The sequence below is a fragment of the Brakhagea slesvicensis genome, assembly GCF_052161625.1.
Lineage (GTDB): Bacteria > Planctomycetota > Planctomycetia > Pirellulales > Pirellulaceae > JBKCUI01.
The window spans coordinates 5002976-5021499 of the sequence record NZ_CP197412.1; the positions used below are offsets into that span (position 1 = coordinate 5002976).

At 53.4% G+C, this 18524-nt stretch carries 13 protein-coding genes; 5 read left to right on the forward strand and 8 right to left on the reverse strand.

Annotated features, from left to right (window positions below; translation table 11 throughout):
• The first annotated feature begins 106 nt into the window (after window positions 1–106).
• Entirely contained in the window at window positions 107–1699 is a 1593-nt protein-coding gene (locus SH467x_RS19100; protein ID WP_482368686.1) for a sigma 54-interacting transcriptional regulator, read from the forward strand.
• A gap of 70 nt (window positions 1700–1769) precedes the next feature.
• Here the strand turns inward: SH467x_RS19100 and lysA are convergent, their stop codons facing one another.
• Genes lysA through SH467x_RS19125 form a run of 5 tightly spaced genes read right to left on the reverse strand, consistent with a single transcriptional unit; the run spans window position 1770 to window position 8613 of the window.
• The gene (lysA, locus tag SH467x_RS19105) at window positions 1770–3044 is read right to left on the reverse strand and encodes a diaminopimelate decarboxylase (protein WP_482368687.1); all 1275 of its coding nucleotides are present in this window, start codon (window positions 3042–3044) and stop codon (window positions 1770–1772) included.
• 25 nt (window positions 3045–3069) lie between these two features.
• Window positions 3070–3954 (reverse strand): rhomboid family intramembrane serine protease, encoded by an 885-nt coding sequence (locus SH467x_RS19110; RefSeq protein WP_482368688.1) that lies wholly within the window; start codon window positions 3952–3954, stop codon window positions 3070–3072.
• Between the two features lie 41 nt (window positions 3955–3995).
• Entirely contained in the window at window positions 3996–5846 is a 1851-nt protein-coding gene (locus tag SH467x_RS19115) for a hypothetical protein (RefSeq protein ID WP_482368689.1), read from the reverse strand.
• A gap of 4 nt (window positions 5847–5850) precedes the next feature.
• Window positions 5851–7626, reverse strand: coding sequence for an ABC transporter permease (locus tag SH467x_RS19120; protein ID WP_482368690.1), 1776 nt, complete (start codon window positions 7624–7626; stop codon window positions 5851–5853).
• Between the two features lie 45 nt (window positions 7627–7671).
• Window positions 7672–8613 carry an ABC transporter ATP-binding protein gene (locus SH467x_RS19125; RefSeq protein WP_482371399.1) on the reverse strand — a complete coding sequence of 314 codons (942 nt, stop codon included), beginning with the start codon at window positions 8611–8613 and terminating at the stop codon, window positions 7672–7674.
• A 288-nt stretch (window positions 8614–8901) separates the two neighbouring features.
• On the opposite strand from SH467x_RS19125, the gene SH467x_RS19130 reads away from it, so the two are divergent.
• Window positions 8902–10281 carry a bifunctional folylpolyglutamate synthase/dihydrofolate synthase gene (locus SH467x_RS19130; protein WP_482368691.1) on the forward strand — a complete coding sequence of 460 codons (1380 nt, stop codon included), beginning with the start codon at window positions 8902–8904 and terminating at the stop codon, window positions 10279–10281.
• A 68-nt stretch (window positions 10282–10349) separates the two neighbouring features.
• Here SH467x_RS19130 and SH467x_RS19135 read toward each other — a convergent pair whose 3' ends face one another.
• A complete protein-coding gene (locus tag SH467x_RS19135) occupies window positions 10350–10742 on the reverse strand; it encodes a hypothetical protein (RefSeq protein WP_482368692.1) in 393 nt (130 codons plus the stop codon).
• A gap of 272 nt (window positions 10743–11014) precedes the next feature.
• Between SH467x_RS19135 and SH467x_RS19140 the strand changes: the two genes are divergently transcribed.
• Window positions 11015–12376, forward strand: a complete 1362-nt coding sequence (locus tag SH467x_RS19140) for an SGNH/GDSL hydrolase family protein (protein ID WP_482368693.1) — start codon at window positions 11015–11017, stop codon at window positions 12374–12376.
• 41 nt (window positions 12377–12417) lie between these two features.
• Here SH467x_RS19140 and mgtE read toward each other — a convergent pair whose 3' ends face one another.
• A complete protein-coding gene (gene mgtE, locus SH467x_RS19145) occupies window positions 12418–13767 on the reverse strand; it encodes a magnesium transporter (RefSeq protein ID WP_482368694.1) in 1350 nt (449 codons plus the stop codon).
• Between the two features lie 134 nt (window positions 13768–13901).
• Window positions 13902–15026 (reverse strand): DUF3500 domain-containing protein, encoded by a 1125-nt coding sequence (locus SH467x_RS19150; protein ID WP_482368695.1) that lies wholly within the window; start codon window positions 15024–15026, stop codon window positions 13902–13904.
• Window positions 15027–15301: 275 nt separating this feature from the next.
• Between SH467x_RS19150 and SH467x_RS19155 the strand changes: the two genes are divergently transcribed.
• Window positions 15302–15742, forward strand: a complete 441-nt coding sequence (locus SH467x_RS19155; RefSeq protein WP_482368696.1) for a flagellar hook assembly protein FlgD — start codon at window positions 15302–15304, stop codon at window positions 15740–15742.
• A 71-nt stretch (window positions 15743–15813) separates the two neighbouring features.
• On the forward strand, window positions 15814–18267 hold the full coding sequence (locus SH467x_RS19160; protein WP_482368697.1) for a flagellar hook-basal body complex protein: 2454 nt from the start codon (window positions 15814–15816) through the stop codon (window positions 18265–18267).
• The last annotated feature ends 257 nt before the right edge of the window (window positions 18268–18524 follow it).

Sequence of the window (18524 nt, forward strand, 5' to 3'; positions counted from 1 at the left end):
AAAGGATTTAGTGCATTAGCAGACCAGTAGCCCCCGCTGCGGTGTTTCAAGCTGTAGTACAATAAATGCTGTCCACGAACACCATTTTTCGTACTATCGGTTTTCAATGATGTCTTTACTGACGGCAAGTGAATGGCGAGTTGCGGAGGCGATCGCAGGGATTGGTTATTCCAATCCGTTTCTGCCTGAACGGGTCGAGTTGGAGAGGAAGGCACTCGGCAAAGAGTTTAAAAGCATTCAGCCCTTTTTGCAGTATCGTCCGGAGTGCTCAGTCGGTGATATGTTTCCGAATTTGGCACCTTTGCGACTTCGTTGCGAACAGCTTGCGGAGAAATTGCGGTCGAAGTTGATCGCGGGAGAATCTGCATCGAAGGGGGAAATGGAGATTTATGAGGACTTGGTTCTTTACCTACTCTACGCTCGTTATATGAGCCACGCGATCGAGGTTCCATCGATAGGTTTTCGATGCCGTCCGGAGGATGATATTCTCTCGAGTTACGATACCTTTGCGAAGGACTTTCGAACCTTCTTTGAATTGAAGAGTACGACGTTGCCCTCCGCATTGGATCGCGACGTCATCTTCGCCGGTCTCTTCCAGATCGAGCGAGCCTTCTTTCACATCTTCCGACATATCGTGGGGGCTTCTAACGCTGCCGCTCAGTTGAGAGCGGCTGTGTGGCAGTCGATATTCACCCATGACATGCGTCGCTATAGGCGATCGCTTTACCAGCATATGGGGGATATTCCAACGTTGATCACAGGTCCCTCGGGGACGGGAAAGGAGCTTGTCGCTCAGTCGATTGCTTACTCGCGATTCATCGAATTCGACCCAGGAAGAAAGAGATTCCTAGCCGACTATTCAACCAGCTTGATTGGTCTCAATCTAAGTTCGATTGCACCAACGCTCATCGAGTCGGAATTGTTCGGTTATGTCAAAGGGGCGTTCACGGGAGCCAATCACGATCGCAAGGGCTTTTTGGATCCGTCTATCTGCTCGGCGTGTGGGACGGTGCTACTGGACGAAATTGGTGAATTGGATGCTTACTTGCAAGTCAAATTGCTCAGGGTGTTGCAAACGCGCGAGTTCCAGCGAGTCGGCGATACACGCCCTTGCAAGTTCATCGGGAAAATCATCGCGGCGACCAATCGAGATCTTGCAGAAGAGATCAAGGAAGGACGGTTTCGCGAAGATTTTTACTACCGCCTATGCGCGGATCGCATTGAAACGCCGTCGCTTCGATGTCAACTCGATGAAGCGCCCGAGAGCATGGTGAACTTCGTAAGATTCATCGCAGTTCGCATCTTTCCGGATACAGCCGAAAGAACGGACCAACTGGTGGAGCAGGTTGTCGATTGGATCTCGAAGAACCTGGGGAATAACTACGCTTGGCGAGGAAACTTTCGCGAGCTGGAACAATGCGTGAGAAGCATCGTGATTCGAGGTCATTACCTACCGGTGCACCACCCCTTTTGGCAGAGGGCAATCTCAAGGTCTGCTTATTTGGCGGACGTCGAAAAAGGAGCGCTCGATCGAGAGAGACTTTTGCAAGGCTACTTCGCGCTCGTGTATGCGCAGTCAGGCAGCTACCGAGCCGCCGGCAAGCGGCTTGGTGTGGACTGGCGAACGGTGAAAGAGATCGTCGACAAAGAGGGTCCTAATTCGAGCGATGGGCCGCTGGCTGGAGGAGGTAGCAAGTGACGTGGGGCGAACCGCGTCGTTCCCTTGTTCTCAACCTCTCTCTGCGATTTTACCGCCGACCCGTTGTCAATCAGACGGGAGGGATCGACTCGCCACGGATCAAATCTTCAAATGTTTCGCGAGCGCGGATGCACTTCGGCTGACCATTCTCGATCAAGATCTCGGGAGCTCGATAACGTCCGTTGTAGTTGCTTGCCATGACAAAGCCATAGGCACCCGCTACCTCCAGGATCAAATGATCACCGACAGAAGCGATTGGGAGCGATCGCTTGGCGACAAACCCACCCTCTTCCTGGGTGAAGATATCGCCTGATTCGCAGAGCGGACCACCCACCACGACATCGACATGGGGAACGTCTGTCTTAGGCGTTTTGTGAGCGATCGAAATGGGGTGGTAAGCACCGTAAAGGATCGGTCTGGCGAGATCATTGAATCCGGCATCGAGCAAGTAAAAGAGATTGTCTCCCATCTTTTTGACCGCGCGAATCTCAGCGATCAAATAGCCGCTCTCGGCAACCAAATAGCGACCTGGTTCGATCTCAAGTCGAATCGCATGACCGAATTTGGACTCCAGCCGTTTTCTCGTCGCATCCCAAATGGAGAAGTATTGGTCTAGATCGACATAGGTCTGACCTTCGCGATAAGGAACTGGCAACCCACCCCCCGCGCTGATGGTGGTGATCGTGCGCCCCACTTCCATGGCGACTTTCTCCAATGCCTCGCCGACTTGTGATAGATGCTCCAGGTCGGTGCCCGATCCGATGTGCATATGAAGGCCGGTGATTGCGACATTGTGCAAGTCGGCACGTCGCAGGCACTCGATCACTTGTTCGTGCCAAATTCCATGCTTGGATTGCGGACCACCTGTGTTCGTCTTTTGGCTGTGTCCATGTCCGAATCCAGGATTGATGCGAAGCGTTGCGCTTGCGCCAGGACACAGGGTTCCTAGCTGATCGATCATGTCGGGAGAACCACAGTTTACGTGCAGCTTTTTGTCACGAATGATCGCAGCCGCCTCTTTATCGATGACATCCGCAGTGAAAACGATTCCATGAGGGTCGCTATGGGGATCGAAACCTGCTGCCAACGCACGATTGACTTCGCCTGCACTCACTGCGTCCACGACGACGCCGAGACGCCGGAGTCGATCGAGAATCGCGATGTTGGAGCAAGCCTTCTGGGCGTATCGAATGACATCGAATTTTGAGAGATCTCGAACGCGCTCTTCGATGATGGCAGCATCGTAAACATAAGTCGGTGTGCCGAACTGCTTGACGAGATCTGCAACGGGAATGCCGGCGATGTTTTGACGAAGCGTTTGAAAGGAGTTGGTGGTTTTTGGCATAGGTGATCGAGTTTGAAACAACTGTTTAGAATTCTTGTTTTCGTGCGCGGACTTTCCGCGAATACTTTTCCATGAACTTGCGTTCTTTGGCGGTGAGGGAATCTTTTCCTTGCTCATGAATTTTCGCCAGAATGCGATCCGCCTCGGCGTCATCGGTGGTGGATGCAAGCTCGGCATCTTCGTGGATTCGAAGCTTGGGGCCAAGCCACTTTCGTTTCAAGCGGCGGAACCCCCCATTGAGATCTTGGACGAACGCGAAGTTCCATCCTAGGAAAAAGTAGGCCACGGCGATCAGGATACCCATGATGTGAACATCGACGGCCACCTGGGAACTTGGGGTGGTGATCAGATTGGAAAGCACGAGGAAGACGCCCAGCACCCAAGCGGGCACGGGGAAGACAAACAGGTATATGACCTGCTTGGGGAAATTCAATACGAAAAGCATTTCGATGCAAATGACTGCACCCGAGGCGCCCAGCAATCGGGAGTTTGGCGCTCCGATCATCGCATTCTTGAGCAGCCAAGCGACTCCGCAAAGCACGGCCGCAAACAAATAAATCCGAAGGAACTCCCATTTTCCGTAGCGATCCTCGACGGATCGTCCCAGGAAATAAAGTCCCAGCATGTTGAATACGATGTGCCAGATTCCACCGTTGGCGGAAGCATCGTGAACGAAAGCGTACGAGAGCGTGTGCCACCAAAGCCATGGCTTTGTCGCATCGGAACCGACGAGCATCAATGCGTTGTTGACAATTCCCTGGTCATTCGCCTTGAAATTGCTCAGCAGGATGTTGGCGACATAGATCGCAATATTGAGCAGAAGCAAATAGCTAACTGCAGATCTGCCGTCCCAGTCGGGCTGCAGTCGAATGGTGTCGTCTCGGTAGTAATCGCGTTCGTAGAGTCCCATACGTTCAACCTACCCGAGAACGCAAAAAATGGGAATCTCGATCAATTAGGAGACTCTGGATTTTCGAGTACCGGGGGTTGAACGGGGGGCGTTCCAGGCTCCGACGACCCCGCTGGCGCATCGCTCGATTGCTTCGGCGCATCGGGAGTGGTTGGTGCGGGTACCGTTGGTGCAGGAGTGGCTGGTGCAGGAGTGGCTGGTACTGGAGTGTCGGCCGAGGGATTGGTGGGGGGATTGGTCGGGGGTGACTCTTCCTTGGTCTCGCTCGGTGCGGACAAACGTTGCTGAAGATCCTTCATCTCTTTCGTTTCGGTGAAATCCGCATCGTCTCCCAGTGCTGCGGCGCGTGCATTCCATTCCGCTAGCTTTTGTTCGACGTCGAAACTCAGCTGGTCTTGATTGTAGGCGCGACGAAAATCGACGAACCACTTGAGCACAAAGTCCTCCGACTCGGTGGCTTCGGTCAGTTTGTTGTATCGACCGATCGACTTGAGGACATCCTCTCCCACTTCTTCGGTCATCAGGATAGGGAATCGTTTGAATGCGGTATCCCAAAGGGTCCAGGCCTGTTCGTAGTTTTCGATCGCCCCTTTGATGTCGGCGGCATCGATCATCTTATCTGCGTTGTAGAGCAATCGCCGAGCATCGACCGTGTATTGCTTTTGTTCGGCTTTGGCTCTCGTCTCCCAATAGGCATAGTTCACATTGCTTCGGTAGATGTTGGCGATGCGAAGCTTTTCCTCCATCTTATTGATCTCTGTCGACAACTGCAGCAACCGGGGCTGCTGATCTTTTGGAGCCTCTGCAATGGCTTCCGACGGAGACGGAGAGATAAGTCGCTCTGCTTCCTCTGCTTTTTCCGACTCGGTCAGTGATCGTTCCGTGGCTGGTTTTTGGTAGGCATCCTTGAGGTCCTGTGGGAGCCGTTCGAAGCGTCGTTCGCGGATCTTGTCGCGAGCTCCTCCAAGCTGCTTATCGAGCTCTTCTCTCTTTTCGCGAATCGCGGCGGCTTCCGCGTCGACCTCGAGCAATTTGATCTGTCCGTCGCCGGCCCATGGAATCGACATCTTGCCATATTCCGCCCATTCGCGTCCCCCTTGCTCCCAAGCGAATTTGGATCGGTCGTCCAAGATCCCTTCGGTTTGGATCGCTTCGCCGTAGTACATCTGCCACAGTGGAGAATAGCAATACAACAGGTGTGGGGTCTTTGGGATCTTGTTACCCGCTTGGAATGATTCCACCGCGCGATTGAACCAGAGTTTGCCGACCCGCCAGTTGTCGGGCCGTTGATCGTATCCCAGGGCATTGGTCTCGACTGGCAAGCCTTGTTCGGTGAAGTAGTTGTGGAACTCGGTATCTTTTCGGAAGAGCTCGCGATATTGCTTCTTCTCGTCGAACTTACCGATTTTGTTTCCAACGTAATGGCCAAGGTCGTATTGAAGGATTGGCTTTCTCTCGTTGTATTTAGTCCCGCGAACGAGATAGTCGATCCCCTTCTTAACCCACTCATATCGCTGGCGGTAATCCTCGAACTCAGGCGAGACGTTGAAGCTCATATTGTGAGCTTGGTGTTGCCAGACACTGATGAAGTGAGGCTGCAAGAGCGCGATCTGATTCAGCGTCGCCGAGAAGCGGTCGAAGTACTTTTCCTCTTTGTAATAATCCGCTTTAAGCCAAAGGATCGAGGATGCGATGCCTTTCATCCCAAGCGTCGCCAAACGCATGCTCTCACTGGTCGGATCGAGCTGGCCAAGATAGGTCTGGCCCATGTTGTGTCGATTGCGTAACTGCGAAATCGCCCCCGACTTGGGGCGGCCCAAGGCATAGAGGGGAAGCAGCAGCGCGATAATCGCGATGATGTAGGTGACTTTGCGAGACAGACTTTTATTCATGCTCTTAACCCGCCATTTCTCGAGTCTTGAGGAAGAAGTACGCAATAACGCTGGTCATCACGAAGTAACCGAATGCGATCGTGAGATGCCGCGCAAGCAGACCGTCGAACAAGTTTACCCCATAGGCAATAAAGTCCGACGTCTCCAGATCATAGAGGTTGGGAAGGGCCGATTTCAGTGTCGAGACAGAAAAAAGCAATCCTCTATCCACACCCTTGATCGCACCTTCGATCATCTCATTTCCCAAATCCAACTCGGTCTCCGAACCGCTTTGCAATGGAAGCCGCACAAGGGCTTCCACGGGGCCACCACCAGCGATCTTGCCGGTGGTCAAATTGTCGATAAACCAGCCGAACATTCCGAGCACAATTACCGAGATCGTTGCGATAACGGCAACCGGCCCCGACAGGAATGTGGAGAACATGACCCCAAAGCAAACCACGATAAACATCTGCAGCCAGATGCTGATATAGCCTTTGACGAAATTCCAGAGGAACGTTCCTTCCGATGCTCTCAAGTAGAGATCGGCGGCAGCCATTCCCAAATACTGTCCACGGTCGCGACATCGCACGACAACTTCAAACGATCCGCCCGGTGCGATATCGGTGAAGAAATCCAAGTCCGCTGGCTCCCCTTTTCGGAATCCTTTGAGCTTGAGGGGAATCGAATGCTGATCGATTTGAAACTCTTTGACTCGAAACGGGATGCGATCGCTTTCGACCTCCCCATTCAAGCTTCGGAAGATGACGACGCCGCCGACCGGGGTTTCGATATCCCCTTTGTAAGTTCGGAAGGCCGAGAGGGTCATGTCGAAATTAAGAACGTCCGGGAACAGTTTGGGATTCACATTCTCAAACGTCCAGATCGCCGACGAAAGTGTGTCACCCTCGATATATTTCTGGTACTCCGACATGTATCCGACGTTGTAGCCGGTGTTTTCCTCGCCGTCGCGTCCGGTGAATCGGAGCGTGCCATAAACCGGATTTCTTGCGGTCAAATCGTCGACCTGCTCGGTGATGACGATCTTATCTCCGTCCTTGCGAACGATGTGACGGTGACCCTTCACCATATTCGTGGTTCCCACGCCATCCTCGTTGAGAGTGAAGGAGTGGCTGTGGAAACGCACACTGGTGGTTTCCCCTGCGAGCCCATCGTTTTGAAGGCTTTCTAAATCGTGCGAGTGGGAAAGCCCCCGAACGATAAAGAAGTAGCTCATGACGCCAAAGATCGCCAGGTTCATCGTCGCCACTGCGACGAAGCCCAATACGCGTCCCAGAAAGATCTCGGTGGGACGGACCGGTTTGGTGACGATCGTATAAATCACTCGATTGGTGATATCGCGAGGGATGCTAAAGGTGCTCAGGAAGAGCCCCATCAGCAGCATGAGCCAGTTTGTAAAGGTGAGGACTGTAGGAATATAGAGTTGTGCGGGATTGTTTGCCTTCGGGTCGAGGAACCAGCCTGCGAACATGATGGCGACGACGAAGACCGCCACGACGATCAGAATTCTGTTTCGGATGGCTTCTTTGAACGACAACTTGGCAATCGCAAAGATTCGCCGAATCGACATTTTGGGAAGGTCGACCGAGAAGAACTCACCAAGGATTTTGGCAACTTGAAGAAAGCCCTCCGTCGGACCGTACTTGATCGTCGCGATCAAAAATCCAACGAGGAATCCGAGGATGGACAGGATGAGGGCCAGCAGGAATCCACCGAGGAGTCCGCCTCGCTCGAACAACCACTCCCAATAGGTCCAAAACTGATCAGGTGTAAGACGCATAGCAAAAAGTTTCGTTTCGTTCCAACAATTCCAAGACCCAAGCGACTACGACGCACTCGACGACCGACGGCCAGGTCGGTTTTCGCTGTCTCGAACGATATCGAGGAAAAGCTCTTCCATCGTGGTGGTAGGATTGTCCATCTTGAGCAACTCGCCCTGCGACTTTGCGATCAGTTCGCGAATCTGTGACTTGGTATTCTCGTCCAATCCCTTGGCGTGGATCTGGGTTACATCCTGCACCTTGAGCAAACTATCGACTCGACCAAGTTCCTTGAGCTCTCCTTGGTGAAGGATCGCTACCCGATCGCAAACGTCTTGCACATCTGCCAATTGGTGGGAGCAAAGCAGGATGGTTTTGCCCTGCTCGCGGAGTTTGACGATCAAATCCTTCATTTCCCGCGTTCCGATCGGATCGAGACCGGTGGTCGGCTCATCGAGGACGAGGAATTCAGGTTCGTTGATCAAAGCCTGGGCCAAACCGATCCGGCGAGTCATCCCCTTGGAATACTCGCGGAGTTGACGGCGGCGAGCTCGCTGGAGGCCAACCATATTGATCAAGGCCTCGGTCCGCTCCCTTCGGACGCTCGCCGGCATATCAAAAAGCCGACCGTAGAAGTCCAGGGTCTCCTCGGCGTTCAGGAATTTGTAGAGGTAAGATTCCTCTGGCAAGTATCCGATTCGTTCGTTCTTGGCGACGTCGGTCGCTTCTTTGCCGAACACAAACGCCCGGCCCGAGGTCGGAAATAGGAGCCCCAGCATCAGTTTAATGGTCGTCGATTTCCCGGAGCCGTTTGGCCCCAAGAGACCGAAAATCTCCCCGCGTCGGACTTCGATGTCGAGCGATTTGAGGGCCTGGACCTTTTTTCGCCCCCAAAAGTCGCGGTAGATTTTTCCAAGACTTCTCGTTTCTACGATGATGTCTGGGTTGGTCGGAGCCGAGGATGGATTCGGATTGGTTTCCGGTGCTGCAGGAGCTGCTGAAGACATCGTTTCGAGTCGTTGGGAAAAGGGAACCTGGAGTGCCAGCAAGGCGATTGGCTGGGACGGACGGAATTGCCAGCGTTGTACGGTCGGCGGGCCCGTACGGTTCAGTTCAATGCCGGTCAATAGAACACGCACTATAAATTCGATCCAGGGCAACTACAAGCGACGGGTCGGGGGAGCTCAACCGGATCCGCCAAATAAACCCAATTGCAACCCGTATACTTGGAACAGCCGGTTCGCTAATCTTTCCCGAGCTCAAGACCATTCGTTTTCCCGCTTCATCGATGTTTCATGGACAGGTCGCAACCGGAATACGCCGAGGCCATTCGCTACCTTTACGATCGGCTCAATTACGAAAAGACAACGGACCGTCCCTACACCCAGCAGCATTACCGGCTCGCCCGCATGGAAGCCCTTTTGGAGGCGATCGGAAATCCACAGTCTGCGGCTCCCGTCATTCATATTGCGGGAACCAAGGGGAAGGGCTCGGTGGCCTGGCTAACCGCCGAATCTCTTCGACGTACGGGGCGCCGCGTCGGGCTGTACACTTCCCCTCACCTCGAACACTTGGAAGAGCGTTTCGTCGTGAACGGAATCCCCGTTTCACCTGCGGACTTGGTCGGCGCGATCGACGCGATCCGAGCAAGGCTCCAAGACTGGGACGAGTCTCGGCTAGGGATCCCCACCTTTTTTGAGCTGACGACGGCCATCGCCTGGCTTTTGTTCCAAGACCAGGGATGCGACGTGAATGTGATGGAGGTCGGACTCGGGGGAAGATTGGATTCCACCAATGTTTGCGAGAGCTTGATCAGCGTCATCACTTCCATCAGTTTTGACCATCAAGCCCAACTTGGAAACACCATCGAATCGATCGCCTCCGAAAAGGCTGGGATTATTAAACCAGGTAGCCACGTAATTCACGGTGCACGACACCCTGAGGCACGGCGCGTCATTCGAGAGCGGGCGCGAACGCAACAATGCGAATTATGGGAACTGGGAACAGATTTCGAATGCCATCAACACGCAACGATCGCGCAGCAGTTCGATTTTCAAGTTCGAAGCGATCGTGAAGGCCTGAAGGATGTCCAAGGCATCCAAATCCTGATGCTTGGTCGACACCAGGTGGACAACGGATCGCTCGCGATCGCTATCTGCCAAAAGTTAAACTCGCTGGGCTGGAAAATCCCCGAATCAGCATATCGTCAAGCGTTGCTCGAAACGCAAGTCCCCTCGCGCATCGAGCTTGTTTCACGTCGACCTGACATCATTGTCGATGCGGCACACAATATGGCGTCGATTTCTTCCATGATCGAAGCCCTTCAGAAGGCTTATCCCAACCAAAAGAAAACGATTGTCTTCGCATCCTCGAAAGACAAAGATTACATCGCCATGTTGCATCAGCTCATGGGATCCGCAGACCAATTGATCGTGACGCAATATTCCAACAACCCTCGATTTGTACCCGTCGAGGTGCTCGAGGAAGAAGCGAGGAAAGCGAAAGCCAATTTTCCCCATGTCGAGGTGTTGTCTGCGACAGATTCCGGTCTCGCCATGGAGTACATACGATCTCAATCGGAAGACGACCGTTTGATTTGCTTCACCGGTTCATTCTTTCTCGCCGCCGAAGTGCGCGAGACACTTCGCAACTCCATTCGGTCGAGTCGCGACTGAGTGTGAGAGCAAAAAAAACCGCGAACTCGAAAAAGAGTTCGCGGCGTGGATTTTGCAAGGCAACGAAATTAACCGTTGAGGAGCGAAGCGATATGCTTGAAGACCTTGATCGACTCGATCGCTTGTTCTGGGCTGCCGCACTTCTTCACAAACTCCGCGGTATCCTTCAGGATGGAGTAGTCGGTAGTGGTAGAAGAAGCCTTGCCCGTTGCTTTAGCGGTCTTTGCCTTGGCAGGTCGACCTCGCTTCTTGACGGCCTTCGCCTTGGCAGTCTTCGGCTTGGCGGATTTTGCCCCAGTGGTCTTTCGAAGCGCTTGAATGACCAAGGCTGGGTAGGCATCGATTCCCTGCTCTTTGAGTGCGTTGGCAATCTGGGTTGGTCCTAGGCCAGGATTGGCAGCAGCGTAGTCGCGAATAAGCTGTGACTTGTTTTCGCCGCTATTCTTTGTCCCTTTTTTCAATGTCGTATTCCTAAAAATGAGTAGTAGCGTGGGAAAGCGGGCTGTCAGTAGTATAGTTTCTTTAGTTCCTTTGTCCAAATTATCAAAAGGCAATTCTCGATTTTTTTGAATTATATAATTCCATCTTGAGAGCTCTCTCATGGTTTGGATCCGGAAAGGCTATATTCAATGAGCCGATTAATAAGGGTTCCTCACCTCTCGATAACAGACTGACTCGCATGCACTCCAGACTTCTAGCTCATCGTTGCTCATTCTCCCCTTGGAATTCCTTGTTGTCTCTCGCGACCATCACAGGCCTTTTCACAGGCCTTGCATGCGGAGTGGTTCTCCCCGCTTTGGGACAAGAGCGAATCGAGCGGGGAGTAACCAAGCGGGTTTATGAATATGAAAACAAGCCCGAGGCGGTCGAGTTCGCACCCTTCCATCCGGCTAAGGCTCCGATTCCGAGCGGATTGTTTCTGAAGCCAGGCGACAGGCTTGCCATCGTCGGGGATTCTATCACCGAACAAAAAATGTATTCGCGCATGATTGAAAACTATCTCACGGCGTGCATGCCAGAGATGAAGATAACCGTTCGGCAATTGGGATGGAGCGGAGAAAAAACCGATGGCTTTCTGCGTCGCATGGATCGCGATTGTTTAACTTTTCATCCAACTGTCGCTACGATTTGTTACGGCATGAACGACGCTCGATATCGACCCTTCGACGTAACCAATGGTCGATGGTATCGCGACCACTATTCCGATATCGTTCAGAAATTCAAGACCGCTGGTACGCGGGTTGTCGTCGGATCGCCAGGTTGCTCCGGAAAGATTGCTGCATGGGTTGGATCGAAATCGGGAACACTCCAAGAACATAACTTGCATCTATGTGCTCTTCGAGACATCGCGATGGACGTTGCGCAAGCGGAGAAGACTCCTTTTGCGGATATCTTTTGGCCCATGTTTCAACAACAGATTCTTGCTCCGAAGCGACTAGGTAAGTCGAGCGAGGAGTTCGCTGTCGCTGGTAAAGATGGTATTCACCCAGGCTGGGCGGGGCAAACCATCATGGCCTACGCATTTCTCAACGCGATGGGCGTTGACGGTAATATCGGTGAGTTTCACGTCGATATGACTAGCCAGACGGCGACAGCAAAAGGTGCTCATAAGGTTGTCGCATTCGATGGAAAACGGCTGGAGATTGAGAGCACGCAATATCCTTACTGTGCTTCCGGTGCGACGGACGATGACAATTCGATTCGAGCAGGGATGGACTTGGTACCTTTCCACGATCGACTCAATCGCCTCACGCTCTTCATTCAAGGTGTCGAGCCAACGAAGAAGATTCGACTCTCCTGGGGTGGGCAATCCATTGAATCGAATGGAGCGGAATCGGCAGCAGGAATCAATCTAGCAAAGCGATTCGCCGAAACCCCTTTTGATAGCGCCTTCGCTGCTGTCGATGCGGCTGTTTTGGCGAAGCAGACGTACGAAACGCAGCAAATCAAGAAAGATTTTCACAGCGAATTGGCTAACAAGGATTTTGATCAAGTCGTTGCGGAAACCGAAGCGATTCGCAAGCCGCTCGCTGAAGCGGTTGCACGCAGTGTCGTGCCCGTCGATCATCATCTCATCATCGAAATTCTCGAATAGGGCTGTCGACGCGAGAATCGCTTTTGCAGACCGGTCGATCGCTATCCGAGAAGTAGGATGGAAACATTGACATAAATGAGCAATCCCAGGATGTCGCTGATGCCCGCGACGAATGGGTTGCTCATCAACGCAGGGTCGAGGCCTAATCGCTGGAAGCAAAGCGGGAGCATGCTCCCGGTACAAGCTCCGCAAAGCACGACCAAGAGGACCGTGATCGGAATCACGCAAGCAGACAGGGGTGTCGGTGCCATGAGAAGCGCGCACAGAAATCCAATGCTTCCCAAGAACCCACCTAGAACTAGTCCCATCACGGCTTCGCGACGAATGATGCGGAACCAATCTCGCTGATGAATCTCTTTCACGGCCAATGCGGTGATGACCAGGGTGGAGGATTGGCTGCCGGTGTTTCCTCCGCTGCTGATGATGAGGGGGATAAAGAGCACGAGCCAAGCATGTTTTTCGAGCTCGGCATTGTAGGTCTGTAGCAGAAATGCGGTGATCAATCCTGCGACGAACAAAATTGTGAGCCAGATGCCTCGCTTCCACGAGAGAGTCGAAACAGGCGTTCGCATGTAGGAGTCCTCGAGCGGCTCCACGGCGGCAATACGCTGCACATCCTCGGTGGCCTCTTCTCGAACGACGTCGATAATATCGTCATGGGTGATAATGCCCATCATGTGGTATTCATCATCCACAACAGGCAACGCCATCAAGTTGTAGTGAGCCACCTTTTGCGCGACTACTTCTTGATCGTCTCGAACATTGGCGGTTACCAAATCTTTTTTCATCAAGTCACCAAGCTTCTTATCAGGACGACCGATCGCCGAAACGAGCGATCGCGTGCTGACGACACCTCGAAGGTGGTTGGTGTCATCGGTGACATAGATGTAATGGATCGTTTCTAAATGTTCGGCTTGCCGGCTCAGCTCCTCCATCGCTTCCTTGAGTGTGAGATTTTCGGAGAGGCAAGCCACTTCGGTAGTCATCAACGCGCCGGCGGTTCCCTCTGCGAACGTTTGAAGCCGTCGGATATCGCGACGGTCGGCAGCGGGGACGAGAGCAAGGATCTGATCGACCCGGTTTTCATCCAGCACTTGTAGAAGGTCAACGGCGTCGTCGGCGGGGAGGGACGTAATCAACGTCGCGACTTGTTTGACGTCTTGGGAAGCGAGCAGCTTCACTTTGCGGTCCCAGTCGAAGTAATGGAAGATCTCCGACTGCAGCGACGGTGCCGCATGCTGAAGAACTTGCCATAACTCGCTGTTCTCCAATCCCTCCATGAACTCTGCGGTCCTGGCTGGGTGCAGCGCCACACAGAATTCCTGCAATCCCTGCTTCTGATTGTCGAGAAGCATCTCTCGCAGTTCAGGCAGGAAAAGCGTATTGATCATAAATCAACTCGATAGGGTGAACGTACTCGGAACCCAGCGCACCCAGCGGCCGAACCGCTGGAGTGCCTATTGGAGTGTACGTCGCGTGGAACTCAACTCCTCTTTCAGGAGAAAGTGCCTCGAACAGGAAAAGACTACTTCGAAGTCGCTGCAACAACCGGGAGATTGAAATCGCCCGTGAGATCTCGCCATACACTATGAATGTGGTTGGCGTTGTTGCCGGCCGAGTCCGCTTGGTAATTGCAGAATTCAGCGATGAACGTGGGGCCTTGCAATCGGAAATAGTGCTGGCCTGAGAGATCCTCGGTTCCAGCCCATCCAAAGTGGATATTGTCGAGACCTGCTGCTGTGATTTGATTCATGCGTGAGAGAACGACCTCCTTCGGCATCGTCGCTAAGAACGTTTCGAGAAGGGTCATGAGCAGCTTTTTCTGATCAACATCCATCTCCGAGGCTGGGATACCTACCGATGCGCTGGGCTTGGGCTGCGCGTCGCCAGGCCAAAGGATTTCTTCAGGGCATTTGCTGTTGAACACGGCCTTCGATTTTTGGGCGTCATTAAGGCTCGCCATCAAAGCAATTCCCGCATCTTCTTCGGTCGCGAGCAACCGCCCTCCCTCCTGGAAGGAATTCTTACCTCCGAGCGGATTCAAACTGGGAACGGAGAAGCTCTTTGGGAGCTTCGCTGGGTTCAGTCCATAGAATTGAGGGGTGGAGTCGACAATCACACCACGATCCATGGTGAAGTTTAACGACAGGTGGTGACCCTCGACGCTCAGACCCCACTCCGATCGATCGGTCGGTTCACCGTAAATCGCGATGTAGTACTTCTTGTAGTCGCGGCGCTTCGCGGCGGCTGGGCCCTCGAGTTCCAACAAGATCGCTTCATAGCTCATAATGTTCGTAGCACGCTTGAAGCCCGCATCGCTCATGACACTCTTCAAAACGGCGAGGGCTAATTTGGCTTGCTCATCGCTCATTTCGCGAAGTGGAAGTCCCTTTCGGGTCTCCATGGGAACAAAGTGCCATTCCAAGCGGCGCGGGTCTTGGAAGGGAATTTGAGCTAGTTTCTTTTCGTTCGCCGAGAGAGATGCCAAGAACTGATTCGCGGCTGTCGAGGCAGGGCTGGCGGTTCTGCTCGCTTCTTGGGCGAACAAGAGCGAAGGGGTTGCAGCGGTCGGTGCCATCGACAGGGCACCGATCAAAATGGCGCGACATGCTGTCGATAGACGTGGAGAAGTTCGATAAGAGCGAGACATTAGAGTCCTCATGGTAGGTGGGAGGGATCGGTTGGAGTGAGCCAGCATTATGATCGACCGGCAGCCTCGATCCAATGCCCTTTTGGGGCGAACCGCAGGTTCATATTGGGCTTTCGATGAATCGATGCCGCGAGCTATTTTAAGTCGGCCGCTTCATCCGGTGTTGGACAACGCTCCCCTTCGACTTTCAACGACGAGGGTGGCGAGCGAACCAGCCGATAGGGGAAGAGCAAGGTCTTCCCAGCAATTAAGAGAAATCCAGGAAGGAACAGAACATGTCGCGCGTAGGTGGTACTTCAGGAGCAACCGGGTCGTCGGCTTCTAATTCTCCAAACGGGAACGGGCTTAACGATGTCGATATGGACACCTTTCTCAATTTGATGATCACCGAGTTGCAAAACCAGGATCCGCTCAATCCGACCGATAACGCTGCACTTCTCGAGCAGATCGGGCAGCTGCGAAGTATCAGCTCGAATGATCGTCTGGTCTCTACCCTGACGTCCTTCGGAAATACCCAGGAGCTGACGACCGCCAGCAGTTTGATTGGGAAAAAGGTGACGGGTTTGGATGTTGAGGGAGCTGAGGTAAGCGGGGAGGTTTCGAGCGTTTCGGTGAAGATTGACGAAAAAGATCGAAACAAGCGGACGGTACAGGTGCACGTCGGCAACCAAATTGTCGATATGAAGAACGTTCGAGAGATCGACTTAGAGGAGTAGTTTCGGCAACGAGTCATTCAAGCCAACTGCTCGCGGACGGATTCGCCATTCAACGAGGAGTTGGCTAGCAAATGGGCTTGGCATCTTCATTAAGCACCGCACTGACCGGAATGAATGCGGCTGAGACACAGATTGATGTGCTCGGCAATAACTTGGCTAATTCCCAAACCGTTGGTTTCAAATCATCGGATGTCGTATTCGCTAACCAGTTCCTTCAGACCCTGTCGCTCGGTGCTTCACCGACCGATGGAAATGGTGGGACGAATCCTCGCCAGACAGGGCTTGGCGTGCAAGTCGCCGCGATCAATCAGAATTTCAAACAAGGGACGGTCGAGATCAGCTCCTCTCCCTCGGATTTGGCTATCCAAGGGGACGGCTTCTTCCAAGTGCAAGGCGGTCAGGGCGAGAAGCTCTACACACGAAACGGAATCTTTCGACTCAATAGTTCCAACGAGTTGGTGACCTCGACAGGTAATCGATTGTTAGGCTACGGAGTCGACGATCAATTCAACCTCCGGTCTACCCAGCTCGTTCCCCTTTCGATTCCCATTGGAACCGAGGCGGTTGCCAAGGCGACTGGCACCGTGAATTTGCAAGGTACGTTGACTGCCAAGGGGGATGTCGCGACGACATCGAAAATCGTCCAAAGCACGATTCTTGGTAATAACAGCATCCCACGCCCTTCCGGCTCGGCGGTGAATGTGCAGAGCGCTGCGGCTCCGTTCAATACGAGCGTGACCATCGCGCATACCGAAGGGGGAGGCGGATCGCATGTCGAAGGAGATGTGTATCAATATCGATTCACCTATCTCGATGCGCATGGAACAGAAAGTATGGCGAGTGAGCCGCTCACCGTTACGGTACCGGGCGGAAACACTTCGGCTGACAACACCATCACCCTGAACAATCTTCCGCCGGCGAATAGTCAGTACTCCCAAGTGCGCGTCTATCGAACCGCTCCGGGGGGCAGCGATTTCTTCCTGGCGGGCACAGCGGCAGCAGGTGGATCGTTCGTAGATACCGATCCGTCTTCTTCGGCGACTCCCCTCGACAACAATGGATTGACGGGGAACTATACCTACATGGTGACCTATTACAAAGCGGGTGAGCCCGAGTCACGCCCTTCGCCACTGCTAGGACCGCAGAGTGTCGTCAATGGTCGCGTTTTCCTTTCGAATTTTCCTACCCCTCCGGCGCCACCTGCCGAAGGTGGATATCCGGCGTATGACGAAATCCGTATCTATCGCAATCTGACGAACGACCCCAACAGTTTTTATCTGGTGGATACTGTTCCTCCTGGGGCATCGTATACCGATAGCAAGACGGACGCGGAGATTAGCAATCTCGCATTACCGGGGAACCAAAAAGTAAACTTGGATGGACCGGCCATCGACAGCAATACATTGTTGGTGAACGTGATCACTCGCGATGGTTTGGATTACAGCAATCCCTTTATTCCAGGTGAGCTGTCGTTCTCGGCGCGGAAAGGCGATCGATTGCTGGAAACCAAGACCTTCACTGTTACTAACACGTCGACCGTCCAAGACTTGCTCGGCTTCATGAAGGATTCCTTGGGCATCGTCAGCGATAGCGGCGACTCGACCAATCCTATCTTGTCATCGCTCAACCAGATACCGGGTGAAGGGGGGACGATTCAGCCGAATGCGTACATCTCCAATGGTGCCCTTCGGTTCGTGAGCAACACCGGCGTGGATAACGGTGTGACGATCGACCTAACGAGCTTCCGATTGCGCGATGCAAATGGCACTGTCACGACTCCCAATCTCGGGTTTGGGACGGCTCAGGAAGCGACGGGGCAGAGCGCTGTTACTGACTTTATCGCCTACGACTCGCTCGGTCTCCCTGTGCGAATGCGATTGACGGCGACCATGGAGTCGAGAACCGATCAACAAACGGTGTATCGATGGTACGCCGATAGCGCTGACAATATCGAACGAGGCTCAGCGGACATCTCGGTCGGCACAGGGCTTATCTATTTCGATGGGAATGGCAATTTCATCTCGGCATCCAATAACGTGGTGGCTGTCGATCGAACGGGGCTTCCGAGCACAAAGCCTCTCCAGTTTTCGTTGGACTTCACCGCATTGAGCGGTCTCGCTGCGGACAAGGCTTCGCTCGCAGCCTCGCGTCAAGACGGCTCGCCTCCCGGTGTGCTCACCAGTTACGTCATCGGGGAAGATGGGATTATCCGGGGCGTTTTCAGCAACGGGATCTCACGCGACTTGGGCCAAATTCGCTTGGCTCGATTCTCCAACCCAGGAGGCTTGGAGCAGCGAGGGCAGAACTTGTTCGCTCAAGGCATCAACACAGGTTTGCCTATCGAAGGTGGACCGGCGGAAAACGGACTTGGGACCATTTCTGCGGGGGCATTGGAGCTTTCCAATACCGATGTCGGTGGCGACTTGGTCACCCTGGTTTTGGCAAGTACCCAGTATCGAAGCAACGCGCGGGTCATCACTGCTACGCAGCAGTTGTTCGATGAGTTGCTAAACATCCGCCGCTAGTCGCAGGAGTAGGTTCAACGAGATGATCTCTTTGCGACGGAATTCTCCCAAGGCACGGACCGGCTCCTCCGCTTTGGTATGGCTCGCGTTGGTTAGCATCTGCCTAACGCAATGGGGCTGTCGATCTCAACTGCCGTCCGATCAACCGAGTCGGCTTCACGAGGTCTATTCCTCGCAAAATGCGAGATCTCGCTGAGCCCCTTGCGATTCTCTTTGTCATTACAATGACGCCATTACAATGGCGACATTGTTGAGTG

What these genes read in the sequence shown, in the direction of transcription:
- SH467x_RS19100 (WP_482368686.1), top strand. Translation starts at nt 107, where the DNA reads ATGATGTCTTTACTGACGGCAAGTGAATGGCGAGTTGCGGAGGCGATC.
- lysA (WP_482368687.1), bottom strand. Translation starts at nt 3,044, where the DNA reads ATGCCAAAAACCACCAACTCCTTTCAAACGCTTCGTCAAAACATCGCC.
- SH467x_RS19110 (WP_482368688.1), bottom strand. Translation starts at nt 3,954, where the DNA reads ATGGGACTCTACGAACGCGATTACTACCGAGACGACACCATTCGACTG.
- SH467x_RS19115 (WP_482368689.1), bottom strand. Translation starts at nt 5,846, where the DNA reads ATGAATAAAAGTCTGTCTCGCAAAGTCACCTACATCATCGCGATTATC.
- SH467x_RS19120 (WP_482368690.1), bottom strand. Translation starts at nt 7,626, where the DNA reads ATGCGTCTTACACCTGATCAGTTTTGGACCTATTGGGAGTGGTTGTTC.
- SH467x_RS19125 (WP_482371399.1), bottom strand. Translation starts at nt 8,613, where the DNA reads ATGTCTTCAGCAGCTCCTGCAGCACCGGAAACCAATCCGAATCCATCC.
- SH467x_RS19130 (WP_482368691.1), top strand. Translation starts at nt 8,902, where the DNA reads ATGGACAGGTCGCAACCGGAATACGCCGAGGCCATTCGCTACCTTTAC.
- mgtE (WP_482368694.1), bottom strand. Translation starts at nt 13,767, where the DNA reads ATGATCAATACGCTTTTCCTGCCTGAACTGCGAGAGATGCTTCTCGAC.
- SH467x_RS19150 (WP_482368695.1), bottom strand. Translation starts at nt 15,026, where the DNA reads ATGTCTCGCTCTTATCGAACTTCTCCACGTCTATCGACAGCATGTCGC.
- SH467x_RS19155 (WP_482368696.1), top strand. Translation starts at nt 15,302, where the DNA reads ATGTCGCGCGTAGGTGGTACTTCAGGAGCAACCGGGTCGTCGGCTTCT.
- SH467x_RS19160 (WP_482368697.1), top strand. Translation starts at nt 15,814, where the DNA reads ATGGGCTTGGCATCTTCATTAAGCACCGCACTGACCGGAATGAATGCG.